General features: G+C 58.9%; 12 protein-coding genes. 2 read left to right on the top strand and 10 right to left on the bottom strand.

Annotated elements, in window-relative coordinates; genetic code table 11:
* The coding region (locus VJ651_RS14195; protein WP_324108076.1) for an EAL domain-containing protein at positions 1-3,256 on the bottom strand (3,256 nt) is incomplete at its 3' end.
* 230 nt (positions 3,257-3,486) lie between these two features.
* On the opposite strand from VJ651_RS14195, the gene VJ651_RS14190 reads away from it, so the two are divergent.
* Positions 3,487-4,482 carry an SRPBCC family protein gene (locus VJ651_RS14190; RefSeq protein WP_324108075.1) on the top strand — a complete coding sequence of 332 codons (996 nt, stop codon included), beginning with the start codon at positions 3,487-3,489 and terminating at the stop codon, positions 4,480-4,482.
* An 86-nt stretch (positions 4,483-4,568) separates the two neighbouring features.
* Here VJ651_RS14190 and VJ651_RS14185 read toward each other — a convergent pair whose 3' ends face one another.
* The 7 genes from VJ651_RS14185 to rpsP all read right to left on the bottom strand — a co-directional run bounded on the left by VJ651_RS14185 (position 4,569) and on the right by rpsP (position 9,196).
* A complete protein-coding gene (locus tag VJ651_RS14185) occupies positions 4,569-4,910 on the bottom strand; it encodes a DUF3579 domain-containing protein (RefSeq protein WP_324108074.1) in 342 nt (113 codons plus the stop codon).
* A 339-nt stretch (positions 4,911-5,249) separates the two neighbouring features.
* On the bottom strand, positions 5,250-6,206 hold the full coding sequence (locus VJ651_RS14180; RefSeq protein WP_324108073.1) for a CobD/CbiB family protein: 957 nt from the start codon (positions 6,204-6,206) through the stop codon (positions 5,250-5,252).
* Positions 6,207-6,329: 123 nt separating this feature from the next.
* Entirely contained in the window at positions 6,330-7,001 is a 672-nt protein-coding gene (locus tag VJ651_RS14175; RefSeq protein ID WP_324108078.1) for a CoA pyrophosphatase, read from the bottom strand.
* A 124-nt stretch (positions 7,002-7,125) separates the two neighbouring features.
* Positions 7,126-7,512: a 50S ribosomal protein L19 gene (gene rplS, locus VJ651_RS14170; protein WP_136418562.1), complete on the bottom strand. Its 387-nt coding sequence runs from the start codon at positions 7,510-7,512 to the stop codon at positions 7,126-7,128.
* A 100-nt stretch (positions 7,513-7,612) separates the two neighbouring features.
* A complete protein-coding gene (gene trmD, locus VJ651_RS14165) occupies positions 7,613-8,359 on the bottom strand; it encodes a tRNA (guanosine(37)-N1)-methyltransferase TrmD (RefSeq protein WP_324108077.1) in 747 nt (248 codons plus the stop codon).
* A 24-nt stretch (positions 8,360-8,383) separates the two neighbouring features.
* Positions 8,384-8,911, bottom strand: a complete 528-nt coding sequence (gene rimM, locus VJ651_RS14160) for a ribosome maturation factor RimM (protein ID WP_324108072.1) — start codon at positions 8,909-8,911, stop codon at positions 8,384-8,386.
* A gap of 30 nt (positions 8,912-8,941) precedes the next feature.
* Positions 8,942-9,196, bottom strand: a complete 255-nt coding sequence (rpsP, locus tag VJ651_RS14155) for a 30S ribosomal protein S16 (RefSeq protein ID WP_136418564.1) — start codon at positions 9,194-9,196, stop codon at positions 8,942-8,944.
* A gap of 222 nt (positions 9,197-9,418) precedes the next feature.
* Here rpsP and VJ651_RS14150 point away from each other — a divergent pair, with 222 nt between their 5' ends.
* A complete protein-coding gene (locus VJ651_RS14150) occupies positions 9,419-9,769 on the top strand; it encodes a TM2 domain-containing protein (protein WP_324108071.1) in 351 nt (116 codons plus the stop codon).
* A gap of 6 nt (positions 9,770-9,775) precedes the next feature.
* Here the strand turns inward: VJ651_RS14150 and VJ651_RS14145 are convergent, their stop codons facing one another.
* Positions 9,776-10,534: a DUF2182 domain-containing protein gene (locus tag VJ651_RS14145; RefSeq protein ID WP_324108070.1), complete on the bottom strand. Its 759-nt coding sequence runs from the start codon at positions 10,532-10,534 to the stop codon at positions 9,776-9,778.
* The gene (locus tag VJ651_RS14140) at positions 10,531-11,157 is read right to left on the bottom strand and encodes a DUF1326 domain-containing protein (protein ID WP_324108069.1); all 627 of its coding nucleotides are present in this window, start codon (positions 11,155-11,157) and stop codon (positions 10,531-10,533) included. Before VJ651_RS14140 ends, VJ651_RS14145 begins: the two co-directional genes overlap by 4 nt.
* Positions 11,158-11,178: the final 21 nt, after the last annotated feature.

Below are 11,178 nucleotides of genomic sequence, written 5' to 3'. Positions count from 1 at the left end.
CGGCTCGCGCATCACGCAACAAGCTGTGGTGATGAAACGCATCGCGAATGATGTCGCGCAGGGTCTTGTCATTCCATGGCCGGGTAAAGAATCGGAAGATTTCGCCGCGTTTGATGGCATCGATCGCGGCTTCTTCCTCTTCGTCGCTAGCCAGCAGGATGCGAATCGCATGCGGATGTCGCTCCTTCACCGCGTACAGCAGGTCCGAACCGTCCTCGGCCGGCATGCCCTGCTCGCACAGGGTCACATGCACTTCATGCCGCGCCATCAACTCGAATGCCTCGTCTGCCGTGAACGCATGCAGAATCTGGTATCCGTCCTGCAGCAGCACGCGACGCAATGTACGGACCACGTCCGGGTCGCGATCGATGATCAGAAGCGTCCTGGTTTGCACACGCGGCGCGCCGCTTGCCGCCGTGCGGAACACGAGCAGATCACGTTGAATAAGCGGTGCGCATTCCTGTGCAGGCAAGGGATGGCTGAAGAAGAAACCCTGCACGAAATCGCAGCCATGCCGCTGCAGGTAGGCGAGCTGCGCTTCGGTCTCGACGCCCTCCGCAACCACCTTCAGGCGCAGGCTGTGCGCCAGCGAAATGATGGACAAGACGATCGCTGCGTCGTCCGGATCGACCGTGATATCGCGCACGAAGGACTGGTCGATTTTCAGCAGGTCGATCGGGAAGCGCTTGAGATAGGACAGGCTGGAGTAGCCGGTACCGAAATCATCGATCGACAGATGCAGGCCAAGCGCCTTCAGCTTGCGCAGGATGCCGACCGCATGCTCGACGTCGCTCATCATCATGCTCTCGGTCAGCTCCAGCTCCAGCAGTTGCGGCGCGATGCCCGTCTCCTCCAGGATCTCGCTGATTGTCGCCACCAGATCCTGCTGATAGAACTGGCGTGCCGACAGATTGACCGCCACCCGCACCTGCCCGTGCCCCGCACGCTGCCATTCGACGCTCTGACGACACGCGGTTCGCAGCACCCAGGTGCCGATGGGCAGGATCAAGCCCATCTCTTCCGCCAGCTGGATGAATCGCACCGGCGGCACCATGCCCATCGACGGATGCTGCCAGCGGATCAGCGCTTCCATGCCGAGCACACGCCCCGTGGCCAGATCTACTTGCGGCTGGTAGTGCAGTTCGAATTCATCACGTTCCAGCGCATTGCGCAGATCGCCCTCGATGCGCAAGCGCTCCATAGCCCGCTCGTTCATGGCGGCGGTATAGAACTGGAAGTTGTTGCGCCCGATTTCCTTGGCGCGATACATCGCAATGCCGGCGTGCTTGATCAATACGTCGGGATCGATGCCGTCGTTCGGGCAAACCGCGATGCCGACACTGCAACCCATTACGAATTCATATCCCTCGATCACGATCGGCGGCGCAATCGCATCCATGATGCGCTGTACCACGGCCGGCGAGAGGTTGTCGTCGGCGCGCTCCGGCAGCACCAGCACGAATTCATCCGCCGACAAGCGCGCAATGGTGTCGGTATCGCGCACCACTTCCTGCAAGCGCTTGGCGACACATTTCAGCACCACATCGCCGGCGCGGTGGCCAAGGGTGTCATTGACGAATTTGAAGCGATCGAGATTGATGAACAGCACCCATGCCGGATTACCGTAGCGTTCCGCATAGGCGGTCGCAAGATGCAGGCGGTCATGCAGAAGATTGCGATTGGCCAGGCCGGTCAGGGTGTCGCAGTTGGCCTGGAATTCCAGCTCTGCCTGATAGCGTCTGGTCGCGGTAATGTCGTACAAAGCCACCACAAAATGCGTCACCTCTCCCGCTTCGTCGCGCACCGGAGCGAGATAGACGTCGCTCCAGAACATCTCGCCATCCTTGGTGTAATTGCGCAGGATGGCATGCACTTCGCGTTTTTCGCGCGCGGCGGCACGGAGTTCCTCGATTTCCGGCTGATCGCGGTCATATGCCCAGAGCACGGCGGAACCGCGTCCGACGACATCCGCCGCGGAATAGCCGGTAATGCGCTCGAATGCCGGATTGATGTATTCGATCGGATACTCGGGCGGCACGGCACTGGTGATGATGATGGCATTGGCGCTGGCATCGATCGCGCGCTGCCGCAATCGCAGCCCCTCTTCCGCGCGGCGTCGCGCGGCAATGTCATCCACCAGCAATTCGTTGGCCAGCCGCAGCTCCCCGGTGCGCTGCTCCACCAGTTTGTGGACCCGCCGCGAACGCACGACAAGCGCTTGTACATAGGCGGCGAGCAACAGGCTGACCAGCACGCCAGCCACCAGTCCGTACAAGGAACCGTTGTGCCGTGCGGAGAACAGCGTCGGACGTGCCGCTACGCTGATGCTCCAGACGCGGCCGGCGACCTCAAAATTGCGCACGATGCTATCAGGCTGGTCCATCACGACCCAGCGCGGCACCCATGGAGTCGTCGTATCGATCGATGCCGCCGCCCCCTGACGATAAACCAGCAGTCGTTCGTCGAGCGCGCCACCGGCATACACGCTGATGTCGAGCGTACGCGTATTCAGCAGGCCATCTTCATTCAACAGCCTTTCGATGACGCCGGAAGCATCGAACACCGCGGCAGTATCGCCGACAGCTGCGCGGCGCCGTGCCTCGACACTGTTTAGCGGCGCACCATGCTTGTAGACCGGCATCACCACCAGGAAGCCGCGCCGCAGCCCCTCCCCTTGCGCCAGTTGCAGGAGTCCGGTGGATGCCGGCTTGCCCGAATCGATCGCATATTGCACGGCGTCGAGCAACTGCTTGTTGGGCGAGACATCCATGCCGAAGGCCGCTTCATTGCCGCGCATGGGTTCGATGTAATCAACCACCAGATAGCGATCGCGCGGCTGTGCCGGGACCGGTTTGCCGCCCCGCAGCTGGGTCATCACGAATCCGGGAAATTGCGCCCGCATGCCGGCTTCATAGGCCGCGCGCTCGCCGCCGGCGATAAAACGATGAAAGTTGAAAGCCTGAACATAGGGGTAACGAGCGAGCAGCGGTTGCGTATACTCGCGGAACTGCTCGCGGCCGATCTGCCCGAAGGTTGCGAACAGCTGATTGATCACCTGCAGCACCTGAACCGTCTCATCCAGTTGCTGTTGCACGCTCAGGATGCGCGCGTTGGCTTGCTGCTGGAAATCGAGCTCAATCTTGTCATGTTCCAGCCGGCGCAGGCCGAGAAACAGTACCGAGGTGCAGGTCAGGCCAATCACTGTCGCCAGCATGGTGGCGATCGACAGATTGAATGGCAGACGGCTGCGAAACATCCCGGCTCCGGTTGGTTTTGGAAACTCGACAGGGAAAATAGTCGCCTGGGCGTGCTTCTCCCTGCAATAGGGTAACTTATTTCTTATGGGAAAGAAATGTCGTAATTGAAGCAATTCCGGACGGCGGTTGCCCTTCTCCAAATCGCTTTCAGCTCCGCGGGCGAAATACATCAATCCTCAGGCTGAAGCCGGCATTACGATAGACTTTCCTTGTCAACTGACCATCTTCCATGGCCGAGTACCGCTTAGTCGCCGTCTGGCACATTGCGGCGCCCTTGCAGCATGTCTTCGATACCATTTTCGACTCGCTCCAGTGGCCCGCCTGGTGGCCGGGCGCCGATGCTGTCGAGCACTGCGCCGAAGGCGACGCCAATGGGATCGGCAGCGTGCGGCGCTATATCTGGAAAGGGAAACTGCCGTACCGGCTGCGCTTCGATGCCTGCGCAACCCGGATCGTGCCGTTAAACGTGCTCGAAGCCAGCGTGAGCGGCGATCTGGAAGGCATCGGCCGCTGGACCTTCTCTCATCATGAGGACGTCACTACCGTGCATTACGAATGGCATGTGCACACCACCAGGTTGTGGATGAACCTGGCCGCACCGGCCGTGCGCAGCGTGTTTGCAAACAACCACCACGCACTCATGCAGCAAGGCGCCGAAGCGCTGGCCCGCAAGCTGGGCGCACACCTGATCGACGCCACGTATCATGAATTGCCTCCCGTCATGAAAAGAACGCTCTCGCCGAAGATCAACTGGGGGGCCGCCGGCGCGGCCGGCATTGTCGCGGGTGGCATTGCGACAATCGTGCAAGTCGGCTTGTGGTGGCTGGCCTCTTATCCGCCGGTCGACTTGCTGCTGCGCGATACACGGCTCGCGGCGGCAATCGTACTGGGCCCGACCGTCCTTCCGCCGCCGACCACTTTTGACTTGAGAATCATGCTGGTGGCAAGCCTGGTGCACCTCGCGCTCTCGCTCGTGTACGGGTTGCTGTTGGCGCCATTTATTGACAATCTGAGCCGATGGAGGTCCGCGCTTGCGGGCGGCCTGTTCGGCTTGTTGCTCTTCGCGATCAACATGTATGGATTTACCGCCTTGTTCCCCTGGTTTGAGGCCAGTCGCGACTGGATCACGGCTGCGGCACACGCGGTGTTCGGCGTCACAGCCGCCATGACCTACAAATTATGGCAAGACCGTAGCGCCACGATCACGGGAAAGCGCGCCATCTGAACGCGTTCCTGGCTCGGCCTGACGAAGGGAGATCTGATGGGGATACGGAAGAAAAAACAGAAAGAGAGGAGACGAGGAGGCGCCGGTCAGGCCAGCTTTTCATTCGTTTCGGGCAACAAGCATGCGTCCACGATTTGCAGGTCGTTGTCTTTCGCGAAATCGACGACGAAGTGAAACGCCAGCGGCTCGATTGCGCGCAAGGCTTCGTTGACGACCACGGATTTCACGCCGCCAAGCACGGTCGGTCGGACATAAGGCGAGTAGCGCAGATGGGCACCCGGTCCACCACTTCCCTCCGGGCGGAAACAGGACATCACACCGCACAAGCGTTCAGCCCAGTCACTCGGGCGAAACTGCCTGCCATCGCTGGTAACCCCTTGAATGAAAAACTCGCGGGCAACAATCTTGGGTTTGGTCGAATCTGCCATGTACGTGGCTTGCCTTTATAGCGGTTGCTATTGTTCCGGCGTCGGTTGCGTCTGGTGCGGCAACCGGCTCCTTGCCATGCGCCATTATGCGGCGCAAAGCTTTCAGAATTCTTGCATATTATATCTTATAGAAGACTTGTTGCGAAACAAGATTCCATATTATGGGATGGCGCAACAGGTACGCAAGCGTCGGTCGTTCGGTCGTGACTTTGTCGTTCGAAACCCTTTTCCGTCGAGCTCCCGCCCCATGAAAAGGAGCCGTCCATTAGACCGGTGCCGACCAGGATAATGCACTGCCGATGATGAGAGGGAGCAGCACTTTGGGACCGCTGATGGGAATCAGCCCAGCCACACGGCGAAAGACAGCAAGAGCAGGAGCAACATCCACAGCAACAACGCCCGCCACACCAGTCCGACCGTGCTTTGCAGGGCGCGCACGGTTGCCTCCTCGCCCGGCAGGGCCTCCGGCTCGGCACTGGCGGAATCGACCGTGGCGGCATCGGCGACGGGAATATCGGCCGCGGCTTCATTCGCCGTTCCCAGGCGCAGGCCCATCGCCCCACCGCCAGCGGACAGAATGATACCGATGGCCTCGTCCTGCCAGCGATCGGCAAAATTGCGCCACGCATACACCGCGTCTTCGAAATTGCCGACAATGGCAAACGCAATGGCTGTCAGACGCACCGGAATCCAGTCGATCCAGTAAAACGCCTTCGTCGCAAAACGGCCGAACGGCTCATTCCTCAGGTGTTCCGGTTCGTTCCAGGCGCGCGCCAGGTACTCGGCCACGCGATACATGATTGCCCCCGCCGGACCAAGCGGCATGATGAACCAGAAAAACACGCCGAATACGTTGCGATGGCTGGTGATCAACGCGTTCTCGACTGCAATGCGCGAAATTTCGCTCACACTCATGCCGACCGTGTTCTGTCTGGTCCACTCGGCAAGCAGTGTGCGCGCCGTCGTCTCGTCGCCGCTATTGAGCGCCAGCTGAATCGAGGTGAAGTAATGGCTGTAATGGCGAAAGCCAAGCGTGAGATAGGCAATCAGCACATTCCATGCAAGCGCGAGAAGCGGGCTGATCCTTGTGCACAACCAGTACACCAGCAAGGTCGGCACCATCAGGATCAGCATCGTCACGATCCAGGCCGTGCGTCCATGCCTCTCCTCGCCAGCATTGAAGGTCGCCTCCATGCGCGCCGCCAATTGCTTGCATGCGGCGTACATCGGATTATCCGCGCGCAGCGGCTTGAGTTGCTCGAATAACAGCGCCAAGAGAATGGAGAAGAAGGTCATCAGCCTGCCTTGATAGTCACACAACCGATACGATAACGCAGCGCAACAAGGTAATCAAACGGGACCGCCGCAGTGCAGTCGTCGAGACGGCGCCATGCAGGTGTCTGAACGGAGGACAAATGCCTACGCCCGCAAAAAATGGAACAAATTCCTCAGCATGCCGGCGGTGGCGCCCCAAATGAAAAAGCGCTGGTATGGCATGGCATAAAAGACACGCCGGCCAAGCCCGTTTGGCAGATCAATCATGCGCCGCTGATGGTTCATGCCATCCATCAGAAAAGACAGCGGGACTTCGAAAATCTCCGCCACTTCAAACGGATCGGCGCGCAAATCAAAAGGGGGCCGTACCAGCGATACCACCGGCGTAACGCGAAAGCCGGTGGCCGTAATGTAATCCGGCAGGGTACCAAGCACTTCGATATGACGCCGATGCAGGCCGACTTCCTCTTCGGTTTCGCGCAACGCGGTGTCGATGGTCGTCGTATCGACCCCATCCACCCGGCCGCCCGGCAGGCTGATCTGGCCTGCATGATCGTTGAGATGCGCGGTGCGCTGCGTGAGCAGCATGGTGAAGCCTTCGTCGCGTGCGACCAGCGGCATGAGCACCGAAGCCGGTATTGGTTCGCCGAGACCTTTGCGGATCAAAGGCTCTTCAAAGTTTTCAGGATGCCATGACGGCGGGCTGGCGAATCGTTCGCGCAGCCATGCCTCGGTCAGCCGCTCAGGCGCGACCGCCGGTTCGCCGGCGATCGAATCGACAGAAAGCGCTTCTGGATCGAAAATCAGTTTGGACAATGTATTGTTTCCTGGAACATGCAGTGGAGTGTTTATCGATTCTAACGTGAATACCGTATGTTCAAGGCCGGCCGAAAATGAAAAAAGGCACCCGCGGGTGCCTTTTTCCTGCAGTACGCGTCGATTACTCTGCGGCTTGCGCAGCAGCAGTACGACGGTTCGGCAGCTTTTCCTTGATACGTGCCGACTTGCCCGAACGTTCACGCAGGTAGTACAGCTTCGCACGACGCACGTCACCGCGGCGCTTGACTTCGATCGAAGCGATCAGCGGCGAGTACAGCTGGAACGTACGTTCCACGCCTTCGCCGGAAGAAATCTTGCGGACGATGAAGTTGGAGTTCAGACCGCGATTGCGGCGTGCAATCACGACGCCTTCGTATGCCTGTGCACGCTTGCGGGTGCCTTCAACCACGTTGACGTTGACGACGACGGTATCACCCGGTGCGAAGTCAGGGATGTTTTTGCCCAGGCGGGCGATTTCTTCTTGCTCGAGTTTCTGGATCAAGTCCATTTTTCAGCTCCTTGGACCATCATGCCGGCGCTTTCGACGTCGTTGCCCGGTAGAGGATGGGGTTTTACAAATACGGGAATGACCCCGCGCGATACAGCAACTACAAACTGCTCAAAAACTTTTCATCGGCTCGCGTCAGCAATCCTGCTTCGCGCGCCGTTACGATCAAATCCGGCCGCTTTCTCGCGGTCGCCAGCAGCGCCTGTTCACGCCGCCATTTTTCAATCTCCGCATGGTGCCCGCCCATCAATACCGGCGGAACCGATACGCCTTCGTACACTTCCGGCCGCGTGTAATGCGGGCAATCGAGCAAGCCATTGACGAAACTGTCCTCGACTGCCGACACATCATCATTCAGCACACCCGGCAATTGCCGGATAACGGCATCCATCAGCGCCATTGCCGGCAACTCGCCACCTGAGAGGACGAAATCGCCGAGACTGATTTCCTCGTCGACGCAGCGGTCCAGCAGACGCTGATCCACTGCTTCATACCGTCCGCACAACAAGATCAGGCCTGATTCGGTTGTGAACCTCATCACCCGGTCATGCGTGAGCGGCTTGCCTTGCGGCGACAGATACACTACCCGAGGTTTCGGCAAGCCTTGTTGCAGCTGACGGTCTTTCGCCGACGTGATGGCGGCTTCCAGAGGTTTCGCCAGCATTACCATTCCAGGTCCGCCACCGTAAGGCCGGTCGTCAATGGTCCGGTAGTTGTCGGTTGTGAAATCACGTGGATTCCACAATGACAAGACACACTTCTTTTGCTCAAATGCGCGCCGGGTGATGCCCGACTGCGTTATCGCGCTGAACATCTCGGGAAAGAGCGTGACGACGTCAAATTGCATCTTCACCGATCCCTCAATTCCGGGCTAATAATCCAGCCCCCAGTCCACCGTTATCTTCCTTGCCGACTGATCGACCGTCTTGACGAACTGGTCGACAAACGGAATCAGATGTTCCTGCGGTTTGTCACCATCGGAAGCCGCCGGCTCAAGCACACGCAAGATCGGATGCGCACCGTTGTCCATCAAGTCGGCGACCGTTCCCAGACTCTCGCCTTGCAGGTTCTCGACTGACAGTCCGAGCAGATCAACCCAGTAAAACTCGTCGTCCGATAGCGGCGGGAAGTGGCTTCGCCGTACCTGCACGGCTGCACCCTTGAGCGCTTCGGCCGCATCGCGGTCCGCCACGCCCATCAGCTGGGCGACCACGTCTTCACCGTGAATCTTGGCCTGCATCATGTCGACGTCGCGCAGGACAGGCTTGTCCAGCCACCACGTCTTCGCATGCAGCAGCGCATCGGCGTCGCTCGAATAAGGCCGGATCCTGACCCAGCCCTTGATACCATAGGCGCCGGCCACATAGCCGACCAGCACCAGATCGTCAGGGATCGTCATCCCCGATGCAGCATTAATCGACAAACTGGATTACGCAGCGGCTTTTTTGCCAGCTTCCTTGACGAGGCGAGCAACCGTCGGCGACAGTTGTGCGCCAACGCCTTGCCAGTGTGCCAGGCGGTCTTGCGCAATGCGGAAACCTTCATCATTGCCAGCGGCGATCGGGTTGTAGAAGCCCAGGCGCTCGATGAAGCGGCCATCGCGACGGTTGCGCGAATCGGTTGCAACGATGTTGTAGAAAGGACGCTTGGTAGCGCCGGCACGGGATAAACGAATAACGACCATAATGTGCTTCCAAAAATTGTTCGAAGACGGAAAAAGCCGGGAATTATAGCCTATTTTTCCCGGCTCCTGCAAGTTTAGTAATGGGACGCGAAGGGTAGTCGACCTGCGGTAGCGTTGCTTTGCAGACCTTCCTCATGCACACTACGCCTCGGCCGGGCGACGCTATCGCCCGTTGATGATCGATCATTTTAACAAGAATACAATGCCCAAGCGCGCAATCCAATGAGCACACCCCATAAAAACAAGACACTCGCAGCCTTTTTCGCCTCGTTTTTTGGCGGCCTCGGCGTGCACCGGTTTTATCTTTACGGGAAGAAAGATATATGGGCATGGGTACATCTTGTCCTGTTTCCCTTATCCGTTTTTGCCGGCTTTATCGAAGCTCTCGTGATCGGCTTGACGCCCGACGAAAAATGGGACGCGTTACATAATCGCGACTCGGGCCGGCAATCGGATTCGGGCTGGCCACTTGCCATATTGCTTGTGCTGACTTTCGGCGGCGGCGCCATCGCCGTGATCGCGGCCATCGCCCGCACCTTCGATTTGCTGTTTACCGGCGGTGCCTACGGCTGATGGCGCTCATGTCGCGCTCACCAACCAGATTCCCCATGAGACCAGCAGAATCCCGGAAACGCGTGCCAGCCAGATTCCCCACGGAATGATTTTTTCGGCAAGTACCAAAGCGCTCAAGACGGCGATCCAGGCCAGGTTCATCACGCCAACCACAAACAGCAAAGCCATCAAGAGCCAGCAGCAGCCAGTGCAATAAAGACCGTGCGAAAAGCCCATGCGCAGCGCTCCCCACCCTCCGGGTCGCCAGCGCATCATCAGGAAATCGAGTGGTGAGCGGCAATGCGCCAAACAAGTGTGCTTCAACGGACTCCACTGGTAAATTCCGGCGAGAATCAATAATGTGCCGGCCAGTGTCCGGTTGCTGACTACCATTCCGGGAGAGATCAATGAAAGATGGTGCAACCACCACTGTCCCGCAGTAGCCAGCAGACTGAAGCAGGTCCATACCGCCAGATAGCCGAGCAGGAACGTCCACATGGCCGACGCCCACCGATACTGCGCCCGGTATCTGCGATTCACCTTCTCGAACAACAGAACGACAGGGGTGACCGATGGCAGCATCATCGCCACCATCATGATCGCCCACATCGAAAACACGAGGAACAGATCGGCCACGCTCCACTCCTCGAGGCTCGGCATAGCCATTTCGACGATGTCCATATGGCGCATCGCCCAATCCTGATAGATCAGGTACGCCCATGACAAGCCCGCGACGCCGCACAGGCCGGCAATTAGCGGCGCGCGATCATGACCATTCAATCTCATGCCGTGAGGCCTGCCGGGGTATGTTCGACCTGCGCCAGCGAGCTGTGCGTGTTCTTGTAGCTGAAACTGATTTCGCCGCTGGCTTCAAGTTCGGTCGACCTCGCTACTTCCATCTCTCGATATTCAAAGCCATCGGGCATCACCACCCTGACGCGTTGCTGCTCGCCGGTGGCAGGTACCGTCAAGGGCTCGGAAGACGCCTTCAACAATTTTCCAGCCGTCAGCCGCGCGTGCCTGCCGTCCTTGTCGAATTCCCAGGTGAAGGGCACGAACTGCGGTGGATAGACAGTCGGACAAACGGCGGCGAGGATCTCGAACAGCGGTCCGCCGTTCTTGCCGCTCAATATCTCCAGCATGGCCGCGCGTTGTTCTTCGTTTGCGCGCTCGTCGATCAGTGGTTGCAGCCTCCCGTTCCCTTCGTGCATTGCTCCCGGCCAGTGCACGATGCCGGCCCAGTACAGACCGTCAAGCCGGACGTCGCCGAAATTTCCCTCGGTAACATGCATTCCGACGATGCCTTCGCAATACTTGTGCGGACTGGGAAATCCTTCCGTATCGCAGGGGCAGGTCGCAAGGCAGTTACAGTTCTTCAGGTATTCACCTTTCATTTCCCAGGTAGACATGACTTGCCCTCCTTTGCCTTG

It is taken from the genome of Noviherbaspirillum sp. (assembly GCF_035254865.1).
Taxonomy (GTDB): domain Bacteria; phylum Pseudomonadota; class Gammaproteobacteria; order Burkholderiales; family Burkholderiaceae_D; genus Noviherbaspirillum.
Note: the sequence above shows the minus strand (reverse complement) of the source record. Positions and strands in the feature narration are given on the sequence as shown.

Excerpts from the sequence above, each read along its gene's own strand:
- VJ651_RS14190 (WP_324108075.1), top strand. The coding sequence starts at position 3,487 with ATGGCCGAGTACCGCTTAGTCGCCGTCTGGCACATTGCGGCGCCCTTG.
- VJ651_RS14185 (WP_324108074.1), bottom strand. The coding sequence starts at position 4,910 with ATGGCAGATTCGACCAAACCCAAGATTGTTGCCCGCGAGTTTTTCATT.
- VJ651_RS14180 (WP_324108073.1), bottom strand. The coding sequence starts at position 6,206 with ATGACCTTCTTCTCCATTCTCTTGGCGCTGTTATTCGAGCAACTCAAG.
- rplS (WP_136418562.1), bottom strand. The coding sequence starts at position 7,512 with ATGGACTTGATCCAGAAACTCGAGCAAGAAGAAATCGCCCGCCTGGGC.
- trmD (WP_324108077.1), bottom strand. The coding sequence starts at position 8,359 with ATGCAATTTGACGTCGTCACGCTCTTTCCCGAGATGTTCAGCGCGATA.
- rimM (WP_324108072.1), bottom strand. The coding sequence starts at position 8,911 with ATGACGATCCCTGACGATCTGGTGCTGGTCGGCTATGTGGCCGGCGCC.
- rpsP (WP_136418564.1), bottom strand. The coding sequence starts at position 9,196 with ATGGTCGTTATTCGTTTATCCCGTGCCGGCGCTACCAAGCGTCCTTTC.
- VJ651_RS14150 (WP_324108071.1), top strand. The coding sequence starts at position 9,419 with ATGAGCACACCCCATAAAAACAAGACACTCGCAGCCTTTTTCGCCTCG.
- VJ651_RS14145 (WP_324108070.1), bottom strand. The coding sequence starts at position 10,534 with ATGAGATTGAATGGTCATGATCGCGCGCCGCTAATTGCCGGCCTGTGC.
- VJ651_RS14140 (WP_324108069.1), bottom strand. The coding sequence starts at position 11,157 with ATGTCTACCTGGGAAATGAAAGGTGAATACCTGAAGAACTGTAACTGC.